The organism is Brevundimonas sp., from assembly GCF_044239655.1.
Classification (GTDB): Bacteria; Pseudomonadota; Alphaproteobacteria; order Caulobacterales; family Caulobacteraceae; genus Brevundimonas.
This window is the reverse complement of record NZ_JBIIAY010000012.1, coordinates 1-24,551: the sequence shown is the minus strand read 5'-3', so window position 1 is coordinate 24,551 and position 24,551 is coordinate 1. Positions and strand designations below refer to the sequence as shown.

Here is a 24,551-nt window from a genome sequence, read left to right as displayed (position 1 = left end):
ACGCCGAATGGCGCGGCTAGACAAAGGGAAGGGAAAACAATGAGAAACCTGAAAACGAGCGTGTCGCGGGGCCTGATGTGCAGTGGCTCCGCCGTGGTTATGGCACTGGTCAGCAGCCTCGCCCTCGGGCAGGATGCCAGAGCCCAGACGCCGGCGGGCCCGGCCGCCCCGCCCGCGCTAACCGATCCCGATGCGGATACGGTCGACGAGATCGTCGTCACCGGTTATCGCGCCGCGCTCCAGAGCGCATTGGAGGCCAAGCGGCGATCCAACGTCATGGTCGATCAGATCAATGCCGAGGACATCGCCGACTTTCCCGACGCCAACCTGGCCGAGTCCTTGCAACGCCTTCCCGGCGTAACCATCGACCGCGACAACGGCGAAGGCCGGACGATCACTGTGCGGGGCCTCGGTCCCGACTTCACCCGCGTTCGCCTGAACGGGCTGGAGGCCCTGGCGACAGCGGGCGGCAACGATTCCGGGTCGACACCGAACCGATCGCGCGGTTTCGATTTCAACACCTTCGCCTCGGAGCTGTTCAGCTCCCTCAGGGTCCAGAAGACGGCGTCGGCGGAGGTCGACGAAGGATCCCTGGGCGCGACCATCGACCTGGTCACCGGTCGCCCCTTCAACTTCCGGGGTCGCCGCATCGGCCTGTCGGTCCAGGACGCCTACTATGAGAACGGTGGGCGCAGTTCGATCAAGGCCGCCGGCCTGTACTCCGACCGCTGGGAGACGCCCCTCGGTCAGTTCGGGTTGACAGGTTCGGTCTCCTACAGCGAAGCCTCGCGCATCACCGACAGCTACAGCCGCCAGCCGGCCTCCTTCGACTACGCCTCGGCCCAGTCCTGGTTCGCCCCGACCCTGACCGCAGGATCGCCCGCCTCGGGGATCATGGCGCGCCAGGGCTTCGCAGCGCCGACGGGTTCGGCCTGCAACGGCGGTTCCGTGACCGCTCCGATCAACAGCGCCCTCATCCCCGGCGTCAATGTCACCCGAACGGCCGCATGCCTGACCCAGCAGGGATCGAACGCCGCCGCCTACAACCTGATCTATCCGAACGGAGGGGCGATCCGGGCCGTCCGAAACGGGGCGATTACCACTATTGCACCCGGTTCGATCGTCCGAGTCCCGACCCTGCCGACCTTGAACCAGCAGGAGCTCGAGAACGATCGCCTGGGCCTGACCGCAGGGTTCCAGTGGAGGCCGGGCGAACGAACCCTGCTTAGCGTGGACGCGGTATACTCCCGCTTCCACAACGATTCCCGCCTGTACCAGATCTCGACCATCGGGTTGAACAGGGCGAACAACACCGGCGCGACCTACAACAACGCCACCGTCGGCTCGGCGGCCCTGTATACCTCGTGCGCGCCCACCGGGTCGGGCGTGGCGATCCGCTGCGAAGGCTCGGAGGGCAACGGCACGGTCCTGCCGGGCTTCGCCAACAGCACCAACCGCTTCAACCTCAACGCCTTCGACTATTACAACAACCCGGCCTCGGTGGGTTACATCCCGACGACGAACCAGTTGGCGATGATCGACGCGCTGGTCGGCAAGCCTTCGACCTGGTTGATCGACGCCCACGTCGACAACTCCAATCCCGATGCCCCGACGGCCGACTACATCAAGCTGGGCAATCTGGACCTGCGCTCGGCCAACGACCAGAACGTCTATACGACCGAGTTTAAACAGGTCTCGGCAACGCTCGAACAGCAACTGACCGACCGTCTGGCCCTCACGGTCGTGGCCGGAATGTCGCAGTCCGTGAACGACAGCCTGGGCCTGTTGTCCGACTATATCCGGCTGGACTCCGGGCAGGGGACCGCAGGCAACGGTTACTTCGTCTATGACGCGCGGGGCGGCGGCGACATGCCGGTGATGGACTTCGGCTTCAACGCCGCCGACCCCAACGCCTGGCAGACGGTCAAGGGCTATTCCGTGCTGCGGATCCAGGCGCGGCATACCGAGAACACCTTCGAAAACCTGCGCGCGGATCTCGCCTATGATTTTATGGAGCGCGACAAGATCAAGTTCGGGGCGGCCATACGTCGCTACAGCTTCGAAACCCAGGAGTTGCGCCGGGCGTCCCAGGAGGCGATCTCCCCGACCCTGGCGGAAGCCGGTTCCACCGTCGCCGCCACAGGCCGCCTGATCAACTGGGGCCTGGGCCTGAATGTGCCGGCCGGCACCACGACCAGTTTCTGGGCCCCCGACAACGACAAGATGGCGGCTGTGTTCGGCTTCGACTGCGACTGCGTGAATCGCTACGGCGATTTCCGTCTGCTGTCCGGTGGCGCGTCCAACAACTTCGGCCTCAACTACGACATCGCCGAAACCGATACCGGCGCCTACGTCCAGTACGACTATGATCGCGACCTGTTCGGCATGCCGTTGCGAGGCAACCTGGGCGTCCGCTACGCCCTGACCGAGGTCGAGGCCGGCGGCTTCACCCCCACGGGCGCGGCGGTCACCAATACCAACAAATACGAGGACTGGCTGCCGTCACTGAACGCGGTGCTGGAAGTTCGCGAAAACATGCTGCTGCGTTTCGGGGCGGCCAAGGTCATGGCGAGGCCCAGCCTGCGTCAACTGGCACCCGGCGTCATCTCCTTCTCGGTACCCGGCACGGTCGGCGCGACCAGCGGCGGGTCGATTTCGACCGGCAACACCAAGCTCGAGCCGTTCCGCGCCGAAGCCTATGACCTGGCGCTGGAATGGTATTTTGCGCCGGGTGCGGCGCTGTCCGTCGCGGTTTTCGACAAGGAGGTCGCGTCCTTCCCCCAGACCGTGCTCGCCGAAGGCAAGCTCAGCGAATTCCTCGACGCCAATGTGGTGGAGGCCCTGCGCGCCAGCCTGACGGCGACCACCCCTGCGGGTGACGCCCAGCGCGCCTACGTCGATACCGACCAGCCGTTCAACTTCAGTCAGCCCCGGGACGCGCCGGGAGGCTATATCCGCGGCTTCGAGATCAGCTATCAGCAAAACTTCACCTTCCTGCCCGGCTGGCTTCAGTATTTCGGGATGCAGGCCAACTACACTCACATCGAATCCGAGCTGGAATACATCATCGACACCGGCTCGCTCGTGGCGCCCGTGCGGCCCCAGCTGATCGGTACGGCACCCTTCCTGGGGGCCTCGCCCGACTCTGTGAACCTGACCGTCTATTACGAGACGCCGAAATGGTCGGGTCGGGTCTCCAGCGCCTATCGCACGGAGTATTTTACCACCTATCCGCTTCAAACCGGCAGTTGCGCTCCGGGGTTCTGCGCCACGCCCCTGATCAACGATTTCGCCGGTAGCGAGGCGACGCTGAATGTCGACGCCTCGTTCAGCTATCGGTTCAACGCCTCGATCTCGCTCACGGCCGAGGCCCTGAACCTAACCAACCAGACCTCAAACCGCTTCGCCTATGATGGGGCCGAAGTGGTGACCCAGTACGCCAGTACGGGCCGTCAGTATTTCGTCGGCCTGCGCGCCACGTTCTGACGCCTGGCGTCCGGGCTCGCCTCGCGCCGGCCTGGGCGTCCGCCGTAGCCTCTGTCTTCACATTCCACCTGGAACACTCGCCATGTCGGCCTTTACTCGTCGCAATAACGGGCTCTGCCTCTCGCTAGTCCTGGTGGTCGTGCTGTCTGCCCTGGCGCTCTTGTTCCCCGGAGCGGCGAGGGCGGGCGACGTGAGAGCGCCGCGACTGTTCCCGGCCGATGGGGCGACCGGCGTCAATCCCGACACGCAACTCATAGTGACATTCGACGGGCCGCCGACCATCGCGACGTCGGGCAAGATTCGCATCTACGACGCAGAGGGCGACACCCTGGTCGATACCATCGACGTCGGGATTCCGGCTTCACCCAATCCGACAGGTCGGGTGATCGGAGCCGACGGGAGCACGCGCGCCCCGGTCCCTCCGGCGCCCGCGGGACCCGACAACCCGGCCTACCAGGCCTACCCGATCGGTGGGGCCTGGTTTCACGCCTTTCCGATCATGACGCGAGGCAATGCCGCGATCATCTATCCGCACAATGGCAAACTGACCTACGGCCGCAACTATGTCGTCAGGATCGATCCCGGCGTCCTGGCATCGGCGGACGGGGGGATGTCCACCGATCTGACCTGGACCTTCTCGACCAGGCTCGCGCCGCCGCCGGCCGACGCCGATCGCGTCGTCGTGGCCGCCGACGGCAGCGGGGACTTCAACACAGTCCAGGGCGCGATCGATTTCGCACCCGAGCGGCGGGCCGAACCGCTGACGATCTTCATCAGGAACGGCGACTATCAGGAGATCGTCTACCTCAACGGCAAGTCCAACCTGACCCTGCGCGGTGAAAGCCGCGACGGCGTGGTGGTCCACTACCCGAACAACAGCGCCTTCAACCGGATCCGCCCCGCGTTCAGTGTCACGAACGCCGACGACATCCAGTTGTCGACCTTTACCATCCGCAACGACTACATCGGTCAGGCGGAGGCCCTGCTCATGCGGGGCCGGCGCAATATCGTGGACCGGATGATCTTGAACGGCTCGGGCGACGCCTTCACCACCCATGGCACGATCTACATGGTCGACAGTCTTCTGACGGGGGACGGCGATACGATCCTGGCCTACGCCGCCCTGTTCTGCCTGCGCTGCGAGATCCGGTCGGTCGGCCCCTTTACCTGGACCCGTACGCCTCAGGGAAGCCACGGCAACGTCTTCGTCGATTCCACCTTCATCTATCTAGATAAGCCGCTGCCGTGGTCGATCACCGCCACAAACCCCGCAGGCACGAAGACGCCGGGCGTGTTCGGCCGACTGCCTCGCAACGGGGCCGCAGGAACGGCGTATTCAAACTTCCCCCACGCGGAGATGGTGCTCATCAACACCCGCACCGCCGGGGTGCCTCCCTCGGGGTGGGGTACGGTTGAACCTGAGCCGGCGTTCGACTGGTCCAACCTGCGTCTTTGGGAGTTCAACACGATGGATATTGAAGGCCGGCCCGTGGATCTTTCACAACGCCATCCCGCGATGCGGATCCTGACAACGCCGGCCGACGCTGCGATCATCGCCGACTATTCTCGTCCGGAATTCGTCCTCGGAGGATGGAGGCCGACTGTCCGTGAATAGAAGTTTTCCTGTGAGTTCGGAGAATGGCCGTTGGGCGAGGGAAGGGCACGCGTGAGGGCCTGTCATTCTGCTCTGGATTACGGGCCGACACTCGCATCTCTAGAAGGAAGGCAGGAACGATTTTCGCTGCCGTAGAGGGCCAACTCAGGTTCCTCGCCTTCGTCGGTTTGAGGTCGGAGGCTACGAAGACCACAGGCGAGCGCTGAAAAGGCTGGCTTGTGCTTATGGCGAAGGGACCCTTTCAACTTTCCAGAGCTTCCCTGACAACGCCCTCACAAGGCAAGAGCAGTGAAGCAATCGATTGTTGCAATCGATTGCATTTTCGGTAAAGCTGGTCTCACGGGCTCACTAGAGGCTCGAGGATCAAGGGGACGACCATGAAGCGGATGACGATCGTTTGTGCGGGCGCGCTGTTGGCGGCGCTCGGCACCACCGGGGCCTGGGCCCAGTCGGCGGACCAGAGTGCCGAGCCGGAAACCACGACGGTCGACGAAATCGTCGTGACCGCCGTCGCGGGCTCCAGCACCACCCTGCGTTCCAGCGTGTCGGTCACGACCCTGAGCGCCGAGGCAGTAGAGGACCTGGCACCGCGCTCCACCGCCGAAATCTTTCGCAGCATTCCGGGCATCCGTTCGGAGTCGTCGGGCGGCGAGGGCAATGCAAATATCGCCGTGCGCGGCCTGCCCATCTCGACGGGCGGTGCCAAATTCCTGCAGATCCAGGAGGACGGCCTGCCGGTCCTGGAGTTCGGCGACATCGCGTTCGGCAACGCCGACATCTTCACTCGCTATGACGCCACCGTGGCGCGGGTCCAGGCGGTGCGTGGCGGTTCAGCCTCGACCTTCGCGTCCAACTCGCCGGGCGGCGTCATCAACCTGATCACCCAGACGGGAACGCGCGAAGGCGGCAGCGTCGCCCTGACCCGGGGGCTGGATTTCGACACCACGCGCGGCGACTTCCAGTTCGGCGGCCGCATCAGCGAGACCATGTTCGGCTCGATCGGGGGGTTCTATCGCACCGGCGAAGGCGCGCGTGACGCGGGCTATACCGGCGAGGAGGGCGGCCAGGTCCGCGCCTCGCTGACCCGCGAGTTCGAGGCCGGCTATGTTCGGCTCAGCGCCAAATATCTGAATGACCGCGCCATCGGCTATCTGCCGTCGCCGATCCGGGTGACGGGCACGAACAGCGATCCGAGCTGGGGTCCGTTGCCGGGCTATGACGCCTCCAGCCAGACCCTGCACTCGGCCCTGTTCCGCAACAGCCCGGGCCTGGACGGAGCAAATGGCGCGCGGGTCTCCGACATCGCGGACGGCATGCACCCGGAAGTCCTCTCGGGCGGCCTGGAGGCCAGCTTCGACCTTGGTGCCGGCTGGACCCTGACCGACAAGTTCCGCATCGCCAGGGCCACGGGCGGGTTCGTCTCGCCCTTCACTGCCGGAACCGGCTCGCCGACCGCCATCGCCGCCGGCATCGGCGGCGCGGGATCGGTGGCGCGCTATGCCAACGGCGCTAATACGGGCCAGCTGGTGCCCACGACCGCCAACGGCAACGGCCTGCTGGCCCAGATCGTCCTGTTCGACGTCGATATCAACGACTTCGGCAACATGGCCAACGACCTGAAGCTGGAACGCGAGTTCGCCGCCGGGACGGGCACGCTGAAGGCCACCTTCGGCTACTACCGCTCGAGCCAGCAGATCGACATGGACTGGCTGTGGAATTCGTACCTGCTCGAGGTCAAGGGCGACAATGCCGCCCTGGTCGACGTCTTCAGCAGCACCGGCGTGAAGCAGACGCAGAACGGTCTGGTCGGCTATGGCGCGACTTTCTTCGGCAACTGCTGCCGTCGATCGTACGACGTCGGCTATGACATCGACGCCCCCTATGTGGCGCTGAGCTGGGAGGCTGGCCCGCTGATCATCGACGGCTCGCTGCGCTACGACTCGGGCACGGCCAGCGGGACCTTCGCCGATGGCATCGTCGCCACCCGCGACATCTCCGGCGACGGGGTGATCCAGATTCCCGAGACCAAGGTCACGGTGATCGATTTCGCCAATACCAAGCCCGTCGACTACGACTGGAACTACGCCTCCTGGTCGATCGGGGCCAACTATCAGGTCAGCGACGACATGGCCCTCTTCGGTCGCGCCAGCCGGGGCGGTCGCGCCAACGCCGATCGCCTGCTGTTCGGCCCGGCCATCCTCGCCAACGGCAACATCCGCAGTTCGGACGCCGCCGTCGACATGGTGGATCAGTACGAGGCGGGCGTCCGTTATCGCAGTGGCCCGGTCCAGCTGTTCGCCACGGCCTTCCTGGCCAAGACCGAGGAAACCAATTTCGAGGCCACCAGCCAGACCTTCACCGACGCCGAATACGAGGCCAAGGGGATCGAGGTCGAGGCCTTCTATCGCAACGGCGGGTTCGATTTTTCGGGCGGCGTGACCTGGACGAACGCGGAGATCACCGCCGATCGCCTGAACCCCGCCAATGTCGGCAACACGCCCCGGCGTCAGGCCGACTGGGTCTATCAGGCCACGGGATCCTACAGCTGGGGTGCCCTGCGGGTCGGGGCCAACGTCGTCGGCACGACCGAGTCCTATGCCCAGTTCGACAACCAGCTGGTCCTGCCCGGCTATGTCATCGTCAATCCGTTCGCCAGCTATGACCTGACCGAGGACCTGTCGTTGTCGCTGAACGTCAACAACGTCTTCGACGAGTTCGCGGTCACCGAGAGCGAGGAAGGCTCCATCACGCCCGGGGCGGCAAATGTCCTGCGGGCCCGGACTCTGAATGGGCGCACGGCCAGTGTGACCCTGAGATACGCGTTCTGACGTTCTTGATCTGACCCCGCCGACCGTCACCCCTCCGACGGCGCGGCTGATGCAAGTCGCGGCCCGGTTTCGACCGGGCCGCTTTTTCTTTTTGACGCACAGGTTGGGACGGCTCATTCAATGCCCATGTCGCTTACGAAGAAAACCGTCGGAAGCCTGGCTGATCTGGCGCGCCTGGCGGGGCTCTCGACCTCGACGGTGTCGCGTGCCCTGGCCGGCAATCCGGCGATCCGTCGAGAGACCCGCGAGCGTATCGCCGCCCTGGCCCGCGAGCACGGCTATCGGCCCAATGTCGTCGGGCGCAATCTCAGGACCGGGCGGACCCAGGCGATCGGAGTCATCCTGCCGCTGGGGCACGAGGTCGGTCAGCCGGTGTCGGACCCGTTCTTCATCACCCTGCTGGGGCATCTGGCCGATGCCCTGACGGCGCGGGGCTACGATCTGCTGCTTTCGCGAGTGATTCCGTCCGGCGACGACTGGCTTGCCAACATGACCGATTCGGGCCGGGTCGATGGGGTTCTGATCATCGGCCAGTCGGACCAGATCGAGACCATCGAAGAGGTCGCGCAGCGCTATCCGCCTCTGGTGATCTGGGGCGCGAGTTTTCCCGGTCGGGTCCAGTGCACCGTCGGCACCGACAACCGCACGGGCGGAGAGATTGCGACGCTACATTTGTTGAACCGCGGACGCCGGCACCTGGCCTTCTTCGGCAATCCGGATTTCCCCGAGCTGGGCGAGCGGTACGAGGGGTTCCTGGCGGCGCACCGCAAGGCGGGAGCGGCACCGCCCGAGCATCTGCTGGCCGTACACCTGACGCCTCAGACCGCCTATGAGACGATCGGCGAGTTCCTGGACGGCGGTGCGCGCGTGGATGGTATTGTTGCGGCCACCGACATCATCGCCATGGCCGCGATCCGCGCCCTGACGGAGCGGGGGCTGGCGGTGCCCGGCGACGTGGCCGTGGTCGGCTATGACGACCTGGAAATCGCCATCCACGCCGCCCCGGCCCTGACAACCGTGCGTCAGGACATCGCCGCGGGTGCTATCGCCATGGTGGATCTGCTGATGCGGCGGCTTGACGGCGAGGACACAAACTCCGTCATCCTGCCCCCCGAACTGATCGTGCGTCAGTCGGCCTGAACGTCGTCATTGGCGTGAATGGCGAGGATCGCGTTCTTCGAGATCGCGAACTCGCGCTGTTCTAAACCCCGTACTGGCTGTCGTCGAACCGGGCGAGGCGCGCCCTGGCAGGGTCAAGAACCGCGTTGACCGCCAGCGCTCCGAACAGGATCGCCGCCAGGACCGTGGCCAGGACGAAGCCGTAGATCGGCGCGCCGAAGATGTCGCTGACCGCTCCCATGGCGAGCGGTGCCAGCACGGCGCTGACGCAGGTGAAGAACAGGATCACCCCCGCCACCGCGCCATGCTCGGCCTTGGCGAAACAGCTGATGCCCTTGGAATTCAGGGTCGGATAGATCACCGACATGAACAGTCCCGACAGTGGCAACAGCCACACCGCCGCGCTCCGCCCGCCCGCGATCGATCCTGCGAAACAGACCAGGATGGCCAGGCTGGCGACGACCAGCACTATGGTCCAGCGAAACCGGCTCATCATCCAGGCGCCCAGAAAGCGGCCTGCCGCCCTCAGTACGAAGAAGATCGACAGTGCATAGACCGCGACCCAGACAGCGGGGCCTTCGTATCCCAGAAGCAGCGTCGGCATCCACACATAGATGGCGGTCTCCACCCCAACGTACAACATCGTCCCCAGGCTGAAGGCCAGGGCGTAAGGATCGCGCATCATGCGCACGGTGGACTTCAGGTCGGTCGGCGGCGCGGCGGTCTTCACCGCCGCCGGATAGCGAACCATCAGCGCCGTCAGGATAAGGCCGACCGACAGCACGCCTGCGATCACATATAACCATTTCCAGGAGGCACCTGCGGCCAGCAGGGCGGCGACGATGGCCGGGCCGATGATGGCCCCGACGCCGAAGAAGCCTTCGACGGTGTTCATGGTGGCGGTGTGCGACCTGGTCGAGGTCGAAATGTCGCCGATCAGGGCCAGCGCCGCCGTCTTGAACACCCCGATCGCCGCGCCCGAGACGAACAGCAGGACCAGGAAGAACTCGAACGACCGCCCCACCGCGAACAGGAAGGCTGCGCCCGCAAACAGAGCCAGACCCAGGATGATGGCGGGCTTGCGCCCCATCCGGTCGGCCAGGAAACCCAGCATCAGCCCGGCCAGGGCGATCCCGCTCATGCTCGCATAGTGAAACGCGCCGCCCGCGGTCATGCCCAGGTCGAACTCGCGGATGACTTCGGGGATGATGACGCCGACCGAATCCGTGGTCATTGCGAACATCATGAACATCATGAACGTCAGGCCCTTGATGAGCCGGGTGTTCAGCGCCCGGTCAGGCGTCGGTGCGGTCTGGGTCACGGGCGTCGTCCTCCACGGACCCCCGGTCGGCCGCCGGTGCGGTCGCCGTCTTGCGGGATCTCGATTGTTCAAAGATATCGGCGGCCAGGGCGATCGCGCCCAGAACGCCCGATCGCTCGCCCAGGCCGGGCGGGACCAGATAGGCCGCGAGGGCCGCATCGTCGTCCAGGGCCGGCAGATAGCCGCCGAGCCGCGTCTTCAGGGCCGTTCGGACACGCCCCAGCAGTGCCGGATTGCCTCCCACCCCGCCGCCGATCACGATCCGCCGGGGCGCGGCCACATAGGTCAGGGTCGCGGCCAGTTGCGCCAGATAGTCGGCGATCAGGTTCCAGACCGGATCGTCCACCGCGACCGTCTCGCCGGGCCGGCCCAGCCGCGCCGCCAACGCCGGTCCGGAAACCAGCCCTTCAAGACAGTCGCCGTGAAAGGGGCAGGCCCCTGTGAAGGGATCGCGTGCGGGGGCGCGGGACACCGGGATATGACCGGCCTCGGGGTGCATCAGCCCGTGGACGGGACGGCCTCCGCTGACGATCCCGACCCCCACGCCGGTGCCGACGGTGACATAGGCGTGATCGATCAGCCCCTGTGACGCGCCCCATCGGCCCTCGGCCAGGGCAGCTCCGGAAACGTCGGTCTCCAAGGCGATGGGCACGCCGAAGCGGTGCAAGCGTCCGATCAGGTCCGCGCCGGTCCAGCCGGGCTTGGGCGTGGGCAGGATGTGGCCCCAGTCCGGTGCATGGCGATCCAGCCGCACCGGGCCGAAAGTGGCGATGCCGATCGCGTCGAGCGGACCGAGGCTGTGCTCGGCCGCCAGCAGGTCGCCGACGGCGGCCAATGTCTTGTCCGGCGTTGTGGTCAGGATTCGCAACGGTTCGGACAGGTCGTCCGGGCCCGAGCCGAAGGCCACCAGCACCTTGGTGCCGCCCAGTTCGATGCCGGCGAAACGGCTCACGTCCGATCCGCCAGCCAGAGGAGATCGTAGGGCTCCAGCATGATCGACGGGCCGCTCTGGTCTCGGCCCGACACCAGGTCGTGGCCCCCGCCGGCCCACCCGGGTGGAAGATCGGCGACCACGCCACGGGGCGACAGATTGGCCAGCACAAGCAGCCGACGCGACCCCTCGAACCGCTCGAACGCCAGCACGGCCTTTTCGGTCAGGGCGACCGGCCGGGCCGGCCCGCGAATGTCGAGCCCATCCAGCGACCGGGAAAGCTTGCCGAACCGCCTCAACGCAGCGAAGGTCCGGCCCTCGATCCGGTCGGGATCGTCGCGACCCTCGGCCTTGTACCAGTCCATGACCGGCCGGTGCAGCCACCGACCCTCGTCGCGTCGGGCGGGGTCTCGGTCGAAAGCCTCGTCGTTCCCCAGCGCCACCTCGTCGCCCATATAGATCAGCGGCCAGCCGTCCAGGCCGTGGATGATCCCGTACAGCAGGGTCAACCGGCGCGCGGCCAGGTCCTGATCGACGCCGTCGCGCCCGAGACCGACCAGGGCCGCCGCCATGCCGTTGGTCGAGGGCACGCCGCCCGGAGCCGTCTGGAAAGCTCGCCCCCCCGAGAACCCCCCGCCCGCGTAGAAGTCGGACCAGCGTTTCAGATCCGCCGGCTCCGCATAGGCGGCCAGGGCATTCCAGATCAGGTCGTCATGGCAGCGAACATAGTTGAGCCAGGCGGCATGCGCCGGCCGCACCGACGCCGCCTCGATCAGGGTCCTGGCGATGCCCGCGTCCTCGTCCGCCAGGGCACCCCACAAGGCGGTCATCACCCCGTTGTTGTAGGCCAGGTCGCAGCCGGGCGACTGTTGGCCGAAGAAGGGCAGGACGTCGTCGATGCTCTCGATCGCCTCGGCCAGCAGGACGACGCCGGGCACCACGATCGACAGGGCCGCGCGCCAGGCCTCGACGATCCGGTAGGCCTCGGGCTGGTTGCGACACGAGGTCCCTTCGCGCTTCCAGAGGAAGGGCGCGCTGTCCAGGCGAAACCCGTCGACCCCCTGGTTGGCCAGGAACAGCAGCACGTCCAGCATCTCGATGAAGACGGCCGGGTTGGCGTAGTTCAGGTCCCACTGGAACGGGTAGAATGTGGTCCAGACCCAGCCGCCCATCTCGGGCTCGTGGGTGAAGCTGCCTGGGGCGGTGTCGGGAAAGACGTCGATCAGATGCTCTCCCCAGGCCGCGACCGACGTCTCGGTCGATTCGACCCGGTAGAAGGCGCGGCTGGCCAGGTCCCCGGCGCGGGCGGCGACGGCCCAGGCGTGCTCGCGGGCCGTGTGGTTGCAAACCACGTCCAGCAGCAGGCCCATGCCCCGCTGATGCAGGGCTGTGGTCAGGGCGGCCAGGTCGTCCATGCTCCCCAGATGGGGCTCGATCTGGCGAAAGTCCGCCACCGCAAAGCCGCCGTCGCTATCACCGGGTCGCGATCTGAGCAGCGGGAGGGGATGCAGCCAGCGCACGCCAAGGCTCTGGAGATAGTCGAGCCGCTCGATCAGCCCCGCCAGATCCTGCGAGAATCGATCGACGTAGAAGGTGTAGATGACGTTTCCCGATACGGATGTCCAATCCGGCGCAGCGGATCTGGCCCGGTCCAACTCGACCAGAGCGGTCGAGCGTGTTCGCAGGGCGTCGGCCAAGCTGTCGGTGATGCGCGCCAGCACCGCCATCCTTTCAGGACCCGAGCCGTAGATGTCCTGAAACCGCGCTTCGAACACCGACCACGACGGGTGATCGCGGACGTGATTGGAGAAGAGTATGTCAGGGGATCTATTCGACATGGACACGAACTGACTTCTGAAGAACTGATAGGGCTTCATCCCATGACGCAGTCAATCGCAAAATGCAATCGATTGCAAGTAGGCTCACCAAGCATTTAGGCTCTCTCGCCGCTTAATCTCTCTCTCTCTCTCTCTCTCTCGCGCTCTCGCTCTCGCCCATGAATCTGTTGTCATGCCCGAGCGGGGTGCTGTCAGTCTAACGCTAAAACGTCTCCATTTTAGACAGCGTAAGCCGCTGATGGAGATGATGTTTCGTGAAGCCGATCTCATTCAAACGCCACAGATTTCCGGCTGATATAATCCGTCAGGCGGTCTGGCTGTACTTTCGGTTCAGCCTTAGCTTCAGGGGAAAGCGACAGCAGCAGTTCAAATCCCAAGCCTCTGCCCCGAGATTTCTCACCACCCACGCGGCGATCTACAACACCTTCAACATCCACCGGCATTTGATCAGCAGACCCATCCTTCGCCGCTTACGCACAAGGCCGTGTAAAAACGTGCGGGGTCGGCTCCGACCGCAACAGGCATTTGAGGCGCAGAGCGCCATCGTTTCAGGCCCTGATTGCTTCCATCAACGGCTTGGTACCCAGCACCGCCATGACCCGTTTCATGTTGTAGGCCAGGATGTGGAGGCTGATCTCGGTCTTCACGTTGGGTAGTCGCTTCATCAGGAAGTGGGTGTGGCCCGTCCAGGCCTTGATGGTGCCGAACGGGTGTTCGACCAGGCTTCGCCGTTCACGCATGGCTCTGGGCCTCAGGTCCATTCGGGTTTGAAGGGCATCGATCACCGCCTCATGCTCCCAGCGCGTGACCTTTCGCTCGACCGCAGGCGTGCACTGAGCCTTGATGCTACAGCCTGTGCAACTGGCCCGATCCCAATAGCGATGCAGCGTCATGCCTCTTTCGACGACGGTCATGTGGTACGGAAGCAGGGAGCCGGCGGGGCAACGGTAGACGTCTTGATCAGGCAGATAGACGAAGTCCTGCTTGCCGAAGCGCCCATTCGCCTTGGCCCCGGACGTCAGCGTCTTTGGCACGAAGGGCGTCGCGCCCAGGGCTTCACAGGCCAGGATTTCCTCGCCGGAGAAGTAGCCCCGGTCCGCCAGCACATCGAGCCTCTCCACGCCCATGGCCTCCTTGGCCTGACCCGCCATGTTCGCGAGCTGTTGCTTGTCCGAGCCGGTCATCACCACCTCGTGGGCGACGATCAGGTGATGCTCGCCCTCGACGGCGGATTGGACGTTGTAGCCGACGATGCCGCTCCCCCGGCCTGATGTCGCCATGGCGCGAGCGTCGGGATCGGTCAGGGCCACCTGGCCGTCAGGTGACGCTTCGACCTCAGCCTCCATCACCTTCAACATCGCCATCTGGGCGCGAAGGCGATCGATCTTCTCGACCAGCCTCACCGACCGTGCCTCCACGCCATCCCCCTCGTGCCGATCGGCCGTATCGAGGTCCTCGAGGTAGCTGGCGATGTGCTCGGCAACCTGTTCGATCCGCCGCTTCACCTTGTAGACGGTGAAGTTCTTGTCGCGGGCGTTCACCGCCTTGAACTTGGAGCCGTCGATCGCGACCAGGGCGGTTCCGAACAGGCCGAGCTCGCGGCACAGCACAACGAACTGAGCACAGGCAGCCTGGATCGCCGGACCGTTCTCACGACGGAAACCGGCGATGGTCTTGTGGCCCGGCACCAGCAGCCCCGTCAGCCACATCAGTTCGACGTTGCGCTGCGCCTCACGCTCCAGACGGCGGCTGGACTGCACCTTGTTCAGGTAGCCGTAGACGTAGAGCTTCAGCAGCATGGCCGGATGATAGGCTGGTCGGCCCGTCGCCGCCGGCGTCATGCCCTCAAAACCCAACTCTTTGAGATCCAGCTCGTCCACGAAGACATCGACCACCCGGACCGGATTATCCTCGGCCACATAGTCGTCGAGACATTCGGGAAGCAGCGTCGGCTGCCGGCGATCTACACCCTGAACGAAGCGGCTCATACCCACCTCCTGAAGACCTCAGGAGGCTACCTAAATTCGCTCATTCCCGAGGCGTTTTCACACAGCCTCGGTCGTAAGCCGTCATCGTTATCCCGCCCCCCAGCTGACCTTCAGTGTCGTGCTGTCAGGGTGGGTTCTCTGCCCGACCCGGCATTCAGACCATTCAGACCTTTCAGACCCTGCATTTTTCGCAGCGGTGCCAGCCCCAACCCCAAGTTTCAGACGATTCGGACTTTTCAGACTCCTGTTTTTTCAGCATGCCAGCCCACGCCGCTCAGCCCCCACCCCAACCCACATCCCCATGAAATCCCGCCCGCCGGGTTCCATTCCGGGCCTGAGGCGTTAGACCCCGCTGCATGTCGTCGCCCGTCTCCAACTCCGTTTCCCAGGCCGTGGCCGCCGGTCAGAAGGCCGTGGCCTTCGACGCCGCCATGATCGCCAAGGTTACCGACCTGGCCGGTCAGTTCGCGGTCAGCGCCTCGATCGCCGTCATCATCCTGGTCGTCACCATCTTCGCCTCGAAATGGGCGGCGGCGGGGACGCGGCGGGCGCTGGGGCGGGTGCGGGGCTTCCGGCACGACCCCACGGTGCTCAGCTTTGCCGTGCAGGTGGTGCGGGTCATCGTCCTGCTGATCGGCTTCATCGCTGTGCTGCAACGGCTGGGGGTCCAGACGACCTCGATCATCGCGGTGCTGGGGGCCGCCTCCCTGGCCGTCGGCCTGGCCTTGCAGGGGACGCTGTCCAATGTGGCGGCGGGGATGATGCTGCTGATCCTGCGGCCCTACCGCGTCGGCGACCTGATCAACATCAACGGCAATATCGGCAAGGTCACCCGGCTGGACATGTTCACGACCCAGATGGTGGATGCCAACAACGTCAAGATCGTCGTGCCCAACAAGCTGGCCTTCGACGACACCATCCTGAACCTGTCGGGCCAGAAGACCCGCCGCATGGAGCTGAAGATCAGCGTCGGCTACGGGGCCAATCTCAGCCAGGCCCGCGACGTCCTGGTCGCGGCGGCGGCCGGCATCGCGGAAGTGCTGAAGGACCCGCCGCCCTGGGCCGGGGTGACCAACCTGCTCGACAGCGGGGTCGAGGTGACGCTTCAGGCCTGGACCCTGTCCGGCGACTACTGGCAGGCCCGCGCCGACGTCTTCCAGGCGGCCAAGGAGGCGCTGGACGCCGCCGGGATCGAGATCCCGTTCCCGCACCAGGTCGCCGTCCCCTATGGCCCCGAACCCGGCCTGTCGGTCTACGTCGAAGGTGGGGCCGCCCTGCCTCGCCGGTCCTCGACCTCGCCCGACGAGACCTCCGCCGACCACCAGCCCGACACCAGTGAAGCCTGACCCCATGCGTTACGATTTCGGTTCCGACAACACCGCCGGCATGGCCCCCACCGCCCTCGAAGGCGTCATCGCCGCCAACGCAGGGTTCGCCCGGGCCTACGGCGCCGACGACGTCACCGCCCGCGCCGCCGACCAGATCCGCGCCCGCCTGGACGCCGACGCCGAGGTGCGCTTCGTCTTCTCCGGCACGGCGGCCAACGCCATCGCCCTGTCCATGCTGGCCTTTCCGTTCGAGGCCGTCCTGGCCCACCACGCCGCCCACGTCTGCACAGACGAGACCGGTGCCCCAGGCTTCTTCGGCCAGGGCATGGGCCTGATCGGCCTGCCCGGCCTGTCGGGAAGGATCGACGAGACGGCGCTCCTGGCCGCCCTCGAAGAGCCCGAGGTCGGCCACCGCCAGCCCGCGGCCGCACTGTCTCTGACCCAGTCCACCGAATACGGCACCGTCTATTCCGAGGAGGAACTGCGCCACCTGATCGAGCCGGTGAAGGCGCGCGGCTATGGCGTCCACCTCGACGGCGCCCGTCTCGCCAATGCGGCGGCCGCGGGCTTCGACCTGACGCAGATCGCACGGCTGGGTGTCGATGTCCTGGTCTTCGGCGGGGCCAAGGCCGGGGCGAACTGTGCCGAGGCCATCGTCCTGTTCGACAAGTCCCTGGCCCGGCGGCTCGACAACCGCCTGAAACAGGCCGGCCAGACGGCGTCGAAGGCCCGCTTCCTCGCCGCGCCCTTTCTGGGCCTGCTGGAGAGCGGCGACTGGGAGGGCGGGGCCGCGCACGCCAACCTGATGGCTATGCGTCTGGCCGAAGGCATCGCCACCCGATCCCCCTTCGTCCTGGCCCACCCGGTCGAGGCCAACGCCGTCTTCGTCCGCATGCCCGAGACCGCCCACGCCCGCCTGAACGCGCTCGGCTGGGCCTGCTACCGCTTCGACGACGGCTCCGTCCGCTTCGTCTGCTCCTGGGCCACCCGGGAAGAGGCCGTGGATGAACTGCTGGAGGCGATCGCGGGTCTCAACTGACGGCTTTCACCGGGCGGCGACACAGCCCATATGACCCCTCATGACCATGAGAGGCGTCGAGCGCGGGGGCAGGAGCCGGGACCCGGATACCAAGGCCATGATCGGCAAGCCCCCGACCGACAAGGTCGAGGATCCCAATACCCTGGCCGCCCTGACCGACCTCGTGCGGCTGGTGGGTCGATCCGAGGCGCCGCAGCTGCGTCTGCGGCTGTTCCTGTCGATCCTCCTGACCCTGGGCGGCAAGGCGCTGGGCGTCCTGGCACCGCTGGTGCTGGGCGCGGCGGTCAATCATCTGGCCCGCGATCAGCCGACCGAGGTGGCGATCGGCCTGGGCTTTGCGGGCTTCGCGGTCGGATGGGCTCTGGTCCGGTTCCTGTCGTCGGCGGCGCCCCAGATCTCGGACGTGGTCTTCGCGCCCGTCAGGGCGGCGGCCCAGCGGCGGACGGCCGCCGAGACCTTTGCCCACGCCCTGAACCTGTCGCTGGATTTCCATCAGACCAAGCGGTCGGGCTCGCTGTCGCGCACCGTCGACCGGGGCTCGCGGGCCGTCGACTTCCTGCTGAGGATTCTGGCCTTCAACCTGATCCCCACGGTGCTGGAGCTGATCATGGCCGCCGCCGTGCTGGGGGGCAAGTACGACTGGCGGTTCGCGGCCGTCGCCGTGGTCGTGGTGGTGATCTACACCGGCCTGACCTTCGCCATCTCCAACTGGCGGATCGAGCACCGGCGCACGATGAACGCCGCCGACACCGAGGCGGCCGGTCTCGCGGTCGATGCCCTGCTGAACTACGAGACCGTCAAGTCGTTCGGGGCCGAGACACGCGCCGCCGCCGACTATGACCGGGCGCTGGGCGTCTACAACCAGGCCTCGCTGAAGGCCAACACCTCCCTGGCCCTGCTGAACGGGGTTCAGGGCCTGATCATGAACGTGGGTCTCGGCATCATGGCGGTCATGGCCGGGTTCGAGGCGGCGGCGGGGCGGATGGGGCCGGGCGACGTGACCGCGGCCGTGCTGATCATGATCTCCCTCTATGCGCCGCTGAACATCCTGGGCTTCGCCTACCGCGAGATCCGCCAGTCGCTGATCGACATGGAGGAGATGCTCAAGATCACGCGCCAGAGCCCTCAGGTCGCCGACGCCCCCGGCGCTCCCGACCTGCCGCCCCCGCGTGACGCGCGAGGTGCCTCGGTGGTATTCGAGCAGGTGTCGTTCCAGCATGACGCCCGGGCCAACGGGCTGGAGGACGTCAGCTTCGTCGCCGCGCCGGGGACGACGACGGCCCTGGTCGGACCGTCGGGCGCGGGCAAGTCCACCATGGTCAAGCTGGCGCTGCGCCTGCTGGATCCGCAGGGCGGGCGGGTGCTGATCGACGGTCAGGACATGCGCGACGTCACCCAGGCCTCGCTGCGTCGGGCCGTGTCGCTGGTGCCCCAGGACGTGGCCCTGTTCAACGACACCATCCGCACCAACATCGCCTTTGCCCGGCCCGAGGCCGACGATGCGGCGATCTGGGCGGCGGCGGAGGCGGCGGAACTGGCGGCCTTCATCCGCGCCCTGCCGGACGGGATGCAGACCCGGGTGGGGGAGCGGGGTCTGAAGCTGTCGGGCGGCGAGCGCCAGCGGGTGGGGATCGCCCGGGCCCTGCTGGCCGACCCGTGCGTCCTGATCCTCGACGAGGCGACCAGCGCCCTGGACAGCCGTACCGAGGCCGCGATCCAGAAGACCCTGCGGCGGGCCCAGGCGGGCCGGACGACCCTGGTGGTCGCCCACCGCCTGTCGACCATCGCCGACGCCGACCAGATCCTGGTGCTCAAGGCCGGGCGGATCGTCGAGCGGGGGGCGCACCACGAACTGGTGGCCCGGGTCGGCGGCGAATACGCCTCGCTGTGGAAGAAGCAGACGCGCGGCGCCCGCAATCCGGTTCCCGCCGCCGAATAGATCAGTCGGCCGCCGCGCCCGGAATCTTGTGCGCCACGACCTGGGCCAGGCTGTCCAGGATCTGGCGACGGGTGTCGGCGGCCTCGGGCGGCAGGGCGAGGATCAACTGCATGGCCTGGGCGTGGACGGTGACGATGCGCCAATCGAACGGCCTGTCCTCGGGGGCCGCATCGACCAGGTCGCACAGGCTGGAGGCGGCGGTACACAGGTCGTCCCGCTGGAACGGGTGGGCGGCGTCGATGACGGCCCTGGCGAGCTGATAGGCAGTCGAGCGACGCTCCAGGGCATCCGTCCCATCGGGCACGGGCGGGGCCAGCGCCATCAGGGCCGCGACCCGTTCCGCCACGATCTCCAGGCCCCGTTCCTGCAAGGCCTGAACATTGTCACGCGCTTGGGTCAGGGCGACGCCGATGCTGATGCCGCCCGGCGCATTGATCATGCTGGACAGGCGCGAGGTGCGGGGGATGGTCAGGACGACGCTCATGAGCCGTTCTCCGCGGCCTCGGCCGCCTGTTGTCGGTTGAATGCGGCCAGCTTGCGCATGTCGCCACGCCGCTCGTTCTCGTCGCGGGGCGTGGCGTCCTTGAACCGGCGATCGGGGCCGCGGTAGTCGCCGACCTGCAGGAAGGGGCGGGCGTCGCGGGCCACCCAGATCAGCCGCTGCAGCAGGCTGGCGGGGCTGAAGGGCTTGGTGATCAGGAAGTTGGCCCCGCAGTCGCGCACGTCGCCTACCTTGGACTTGCGGACGTGGCCGGCGGTCATGATGATCGGCACGAAGGCGTTGGGCTCCAGGTTCGAGTTGCGCACCCAGCGCACCAGGTCCTGGCCGTCCATGCCCTGCATCTCGGTATCGACGAACACCAGATCGACCGTGTGCTGCTTCAGGATATCCATCGCTGCGGCGGCCGTGGTGCAGGAATAGCGGACCTGGACGCCAAAGCCGCGCAGAGCCGCGACGGTCAGCTCCATGCTGAACGGCGAGTCGTCGACGACCATGGTGACGGCGTCGGTGAAGTTGAAGACCGCGCTCTCGCGCAGGTTCTCGGAAAAGCTCATGGGCAACGCCGGTACTGAAGACGCCCGGACGCTGTCAGACCGCGATGGAGAAGCGGTTAACGCTCAGCTTAGGCGACCGATGGCGTAGAACCGGTCGGACCGCTGCTTGCGCAGGGCGGTGGGGTCCAGGGGGCTGAGCGCGGCCAGTTCCTCGGAGATGGCGTCGCCGACGGAATCGACGGCGGCCGTGGGGTCGGCATGGGCCCCGCCGACGGGCTCGGGGATCAGGCGATCGACGATCTTGAGCCCCAACAGGTCCGGGCCGGTGATCTTCATGGCCATGGCGGCGTCGCGGGCGCGGGCCCCGTCGCGCCACAGGATGCCGGCGGCCCCCTCGGGCGAGATGACCGAATAGATGGAGTGCTCCAGCATCAGCACCTTGTTGGCGGCGGCGAGCGCAATGGCACCGCCCGAGCCGCCTTCGCCCGTCACCGTGGTGATGAAGGGCACGCCGAGCGTCAGGCCGCGCTCGGTCGAGCGGGCGATGGCCTCGGCCTGGCCGCGTTCCTCGGCCCCCAGGCCCGGATAGGCGCCGGCGGTGTCGACGAAGCTGAGCACCGGCAGGCCGAACCGGTCGGCCAGGTCCATCAGGCGCACGGCCTTGCGATAGCCTTCCGGCCGCGCCATGCCGAAATTGTGGGTCAGGCGGGTGGCGGTGTCGTGGCCCTTCTCATGGCCCATGACGACGACGGCCTGACCCCGGAAGCGGGCGAGGCCGCCCAGGATGGCCTGGTCGTCGCCGAACTGGCGGTCGCCGCGCAGCTCGACATAGTCGGTGAACAGCTGGTCCAGATAGTCGATGAAGTGGGGCCGCTCGGGGTGGCGGGCGACCTGGGTCTTCATCCACGGGTCGAGGTCGGCGTAGGTCTTGCGACGAAGCTGATCGGCCTTCTTCTTCAGGCCTGCGATCTCGGTCTCGAACGAGCCCGAGGTCGCGGCTAGCAGACCCAGCTCCTCGATCTTCTCCTCGAGCTCGGCGATCGGCTTTTCAAACTCGAGATAGTGGGTGGCCATGGGGCGTCCGATGAGGCGGGCGGGGAGGCCGCGCTGGAAGCGGCGGAACCTAGTGCCGGTAACGTCTTCGGGCAAGCGGGGGTTCAGCGGGGTCACGGATGCGACCGGGGCCGGACCGTGGGTGGGATCAGGTGAGGATACGACTTCAGAGGTAGAAGTGCGGGTCTGAAAGGTCCGAATGGTCTGAAAATGTCAAGGACGCTTGACGCTCGTGGACTGTCCGGACTCGAAAAACAGAGTCCGAAGAGTCCATTGAGTCCGGACTCCTGCTTCCTTCCGGGGCGGACGCGGGCTGATTGTCAAAGACCGGGGCGAGGCCGCAGTCTACCACGGCTGGAAGAGGCGCCAGGTCGAAGGGCTCGAGAATCGCGCAATGCCTTTTGGCGCAAGGGATTTGACGCTCGAAGTTGGAGAGTTTGGCATCGCCGGCGCGGTACCACCGGCTCCGACGTTCCGGGCCGGGCACGAAGGTCCGACTTCCGTCGCCCTATCGTGAGTTGAACCATCAGGTGACCGGGGCGTAGGGTTGCCGGAGACATCAGGGAGTTGATCCATGCCGACCCTCACCGGAACCGCAGGCGACGACAATCTCACCGGCGGAGAGGGTGACGACGTCATCACCGGCCTGGGCGGGGACGATGTTCTGATCGGGGCGGGTGGCGACGACGTCCTGAGCGGCGGGTCGGGTCGGAACTATCTCGACGGCGGGCCCGGAAATGATACCGTCAGCTATCTGGACGCGACCAACGCGGTGACCGTGTCCCTGGCCGTCTCGGGGTTCCAGAACACCGGCTACAGCACCGACCAGCTGGTCAGTATCAACCGACTGATTGGCTCGAGCTATGCCGACACCCTGACGGGAAGCGCGGGCGACGACTACCTGGACCCAGGGTCGCGCTTCCTGACCTTTGTTCCAGCCGACACGGTGACCAACTACCATTTGTCCAACGTCAATGACGTCGTGTCGGGTGGCGACGGCAATGACCAGATCGTGGCCGAAGGCGTGACCAACGGCTCGGTGTTCAACGGCGACGCGGGCGACGACGTGATCACGGTCGGATACTCAGGCGTGTCCAGCACCTTCGAGTCCAACCGGCGCGTCGTCGCGCAGGACGGTCTGGCCGTGCGGATCAACGGCGATGCGGGCGCCGATACCCTCACGGCAAGAAGCCACGCGGTGATCGACGGCGGCGACGGCGACGACCTGATCACGGTGGGCATCGGGATCATCAACACGTTCGATACGCGCGCCCAGATCTATATTGTTCCGACCGGCACTGACACGACGGTTCGGCTGACCGGCGGCGCGGGCGCAGACACCTTCGCCATCTGGAACCCCGTCGGGACCGCAGTCGTCACGGACTTCAACGTGGCGAACGATCGTCTAGATCTGTCGCAAAGCACGACGGTCGGGACCGGCACGTCCTACAGCCGCGTCTATGTCGCCCAGCAAGGTGCCGACACCGTATTCTATTCCAGCGTCAACCCCGACCTGATCTACGGGCGGCTGCTGAACGTCGCGGCGTCCTCGATCCCGACCAGCGCCTATATGAACAACGGACCCGTCTCGAGCGCACCTCAGGGGATTGTCGATACAACGGTCATTGGCATCTATGGCACGACGGGCGACGACACATTGTCCGGTGCGACGCGAATCTATGGAGGAGCGGGGAACGACACGATCACCGGGACCGCAGACTCCTCGACCCTGAACGGCGGCGACGGCGACGACGTCCTGCGCGGCGGAGCCGGCGCTGACACCCTGAAGGGTGACAACGGCAACGACACTCTCGGGGGCGGATTGGGTAGTGACACCCTGATCGGCGGTGCAGGCATAGATTTTGCTGACTACAGCGACGCCTCGGGCAGCGTGACCGTCAACCTTGCTACGGGATCGGCCACCGGCGCGGCCGGTACCGACATTCTGAATGGCATTGAGGGCGTCATCGGTTCGGACTTCGCCGACGCCCTGATCGGCGGCGCAGGAGCCGATATCTTGCGCGGAGGTCGGGGCCTTGATCAGCTGACGGGTGGGGCGGGCGCCGACCGGTTTGTGTTCGCGGCGGGAGATTCGACGGGGTCGGCGATCGATTCCATTGCGGACTTCCAGACCGGCGTCGACACTCTGGTCATCGAGGGCGCGGTCACGACCGTCAGCACGGTTCGGACCAACGGTGGTGGCACCGTGGTGTTTATAGGCCGTGGCTCCGGCGAGCAGGATGTCATCGGCGTTAACGGAACCATACAAGGTGCTGATTTCCGCGACCCCCAGAACAATCAGTTTCGGGTCAACATGGCTGGCTCCGATCTTTCCGACGTCTTGATCGGTACCGATCAGGGGGACACGATGAGCGGTGGAGTAGGCGATGACTTCCTAACAGGCTCTCGAGGAAGCGACACCCTATATGGTGGATCGGGTAGAGATCAGTTTATATACGTAAATACTACGGACAGCAATCGGATCAATCGAAATCTAGGAGTCGATGTTGGTGATTATGATCTTATAACTGACTTTGAGACTGGTATTGATTCCATCAATCTTACAACTTTGGTGCCTTCCAGCATCGTTATAACGACTTTCTCAGGCTTTAATCCTCCTTTCGGGTCGGTGGCAGTTTATGGAAGTTATGTTAATGCTTGGTTTGGACCTCAAAATAACTCCCCAGAACTGTTTATTCAGGTTGAAGGTTGGGTCCAACGAGCCTCCGACATCCTCGTGGGCGGACGCACTAACATTCCGTTTACCATCTACGGAGCCTACCTTGCTGACACTTTGATTGGCAGCGAGGCGAATGACCTATTGATCGGCGGTGGCGGAGCAGACGCCCTCGCGGGCGGAGAGGCCGCGGACACCTTCGTCTACAACGCCGTGTCGGAATCCAATGTCACTGCCTACGACAACCTCTATGACTTCCAGACGGGCATCGACAAGATCTACCTGCGGCCCCTGAACGCCACCTCGATCAGCATCATTCGCACCGACAACGGCTCCAGCTTCGTCTTCGCCCAGACTCCCGGCGGGGACTTTCAACTGGCGGCGGACCGGCGG

At 65.8% G+C, this 24,551-nt stretch carries 15 protein-coding genes and 1 pseudogene; 9 read left to right on the top strand and 7 right to left on the bottom strand.

The genetic code is table 11. The annotated features are described in order from the left end of the window. Nucleotides 1-39 precede the first annotated feature (39 nt). The 4 genes from ACILQR_RS03030 (at nt 40) to ACILQR_RS03015 (ending at nt 9,069) form a co-directional block, all read left to right on the top strand. The gene (locus ACILQR_RS03030) at nt 40-3,486 is read left to right on the top strand and encodes a TonB-dependent receptor (RefSeq protein ID WP_395650032.1); all 3,447 of its coding nucleotides are present in this window, start codon (nt 40-42) and stop codon (nt 3,484-3,486) included. Between the two features lie 82 nt (nt 3,487-3,568). Beyond that, nucleotides 3,569-5,101, top strand: coding sequence for a pectinesterase family protein (locus tag ACILQR_RS03025; RefSeq protein WP_395650031.1), 1,533 nt, complete (start codon nt 3,569-3,571; stop codon nt 5,099-5,101). A 377-nt stretch (nt 5,102-5,478) separates the two neighbouring features. Beyond that, nucleotides 5,479-7,929 (top strand): TonB-dependent siderophore receptor, encoded by a 2,451-nt coding sequence (locus tag ACILQR_RS03020; RefSeq protein WP_395650030.1) that lies wholly within the window; start codon nt 5,479-5,481, stop codon nt 7,927-7,929. A 120-nt stretch (nt 7,930-8,049) separates the two neighbouring features. Continuing rightward, a complete protein-coding gene (locus ACILQR_RS03015) occupies nt 8,050-9,069 on the top strand; it encodes a LacI family DNA-binding transcriptional regulator (RefSeq protein WP_395650029.1) in 1,020 nt (339 codons plus the stop codon). A 61-nt stretch (nt 9,070-9,130) separates the two neighbouring features. Here ACILQR_RS03015 and ACILQR_RS03010 read toward each other — a convergent pair whose 3' ends face one another. Genes ACILQR_RS03010 through ACILQR_RS03000 form a run of 3 tightly spaced genes read right to left on the bottom strand, consistent with a single transcriptional unit; the run spans nt 9,131 to nt 13,138 of the window. Beyond that, complete coding sequence (locus ACILQR_RS03010; RefSeq protein ID WP_395650028.1) at nt 9,131-10,369, bottom strand: MFS transporter; 1,239 nt, start codon at nt 10,367-10,369, stop codon at nt 9,131-9,133. Further along, nucleotides 10,344-11,321 (bottom strand): ROK family protein, encoded by a 978-nt coding sequence (locus ACILQR_RS03005; protein ID WP_395650027.1) that lies wholly within the window; start codon nt 11,319-11,321, stop codon nt 10,344-10,346. Before ACILQR_RS03005 ends, ACILQR_RS03010 begins: the two co-directional genes overlap by 26 nt. Next, a complete protein-coding gene (locus ACILQR_RS03000; RefSeq protein ID WP_395650026.1) occupies nt 11,318-13,138 on the bottom strand; it encodes an alpha-amylase family glycosyl hydrolase in 1,821 nt (606 codons plus the stop codon). Before ACILQR_RS03000 ends, ACILQR_RS03005 begins: the two co-directional genes overlap by 4 nt. A gap of 380 nt (nt 13,139-13,518) precedes the next feature. On the opposite strand from ACILQR_RS03000, the pseudogene ACILQR_RS02995 reads away from it, so the two are divergent. Beyond that, nucleotides 13,519-13,614 (top strand): annotated as a pseudogene (locus ACILQR_RS02995) (IS6 family transposase); the annotation flags it as partial. A gap of 72 nt (nt 13,615-13,686) precedes the next feature. Here ACILQR_RS02995 and ACILQR_RS02990 read toward each other — a convergent pair. Continuing rightward, nucleotides 13,687-15,126 (bottom strand): IS1182 family transposase, encoded by a 1,440-nt coding sequence (locus ACILQR_RS02990; protein ID WP_395650025.1) that lies wholly within the window; start codon nt 15,124-15,126, stop codon nt 13,687-13,689. Nucleotides 15,127-15,482: 356 nt separating this feature from the next. On the opposite strand from ACILQR_RS02990, the gene ACILQR_RS02985 reads away from it, so the two are divergent. The 3 genes from ACILQR_RS02985 to ACILQR_RS02975 are packed head-to-tail and all read left to right on the top strand — an operon-like array spanning nt 15,483 to nt 19,432. Next, nucleotides 15,483-16,472 carry a mechanosensitive ion channel family protein gene (locus tag ACILQR_RS02985; RefSeq protein WP_395650024.1) on the top strand — a complete coding sequence of 330 codons (990 nt, stop codon included), beginning with the start codon at nt 15,483-15,485 and terminating at the stop codon, nt 16,470-16,472. Nucleotides 16,473-16,476: 4 nt separating this feature from the next. Beyond that, nucleotides 16,477-17,493, top strand: coding sequence for a threonine aldolase family protein (locus ACILQR_RS02980; RefSeq protein WP_395650023.1), 1,017 nt, complete (start codon nt 16,477-16,479; stop codon nt 17,491-17,493). 46 nt (nt 17,494-17,539) lie between these two features. After that, nucleotides 17,540-19,432 (top strand): ABCB family ABC transporter ATP-binding protein/permease, encoded by a 1,893-nt coding sequence (locus ACILQR_RS02975; protein WP_395650046.1) that lies wholly within the window; start codon nt 17,540-17,542, stop codon nt 19,430-19,432. A gap of 1 nt (nt 19,433) precedes the next feature. Here ACILQR_RS02975 and ACILQR_RS02970 read toward each other — a convergent pair whose 3' ends face one another. From ACILQR_RS02970 to ACILQR_RS02960, 3 genes are all read right to left on the bottom strand, one after another. Continuing rightward, nucleotides 19,434-19,916 (bottom strand): chemotaxis protein CheE, encoded by a 483-nt coding sequence (locus ACILQR_RS02970; protein ID WP_395650022.1) that lies wholly within the window; start codon nt 19,914-19,916, stop codon nt 19,434-19,436. Beyond that, the gene (locus ACILQR_RS02965; RefSeq protein WP_395650021.1) at nt 19,913-20,488 is read right to left on the bottom strand and encodes a response regulator; all 576 of its coding nucleotides are present in this window, start codon (nt 20,486-20,488) and stop codon (nt 19,913-19,915) included. Before ACILQR_RS02965 ends, ACILQR_RS02970 begins: the two co-directional genes overlap by 4 nt. Nucleotides 20,489-20,551: 63 nt before the next feature. Then, a complete protein-coding gene (locus ACILQR_RS02960) occupies nt 20,552-21,502 on the bottom strand; it encodes an acetyl-CoA carboxylase carboxyltransferase subunit alpha (RefSeq protein ID WP_395650045.1) in 951 nt (316 codons plus the stop codon). 553 nt (nt 21,503-22,055) lie between these two features. Between ACILQR_RS02960 and ACILQR_RS02955 the strand changes: the two genes are divergently transcribed. Beyond that, nucleotides 22,056-24,551, top strand: a 2,496-nt coding sequence (locus ACILQR_RS02955) for a M10 family metallopeptidase C-terminal domain-containing protein (RefSeq protein ID WP_395650020.1), incomplete at its 3' end; no start/stop codon positions are given.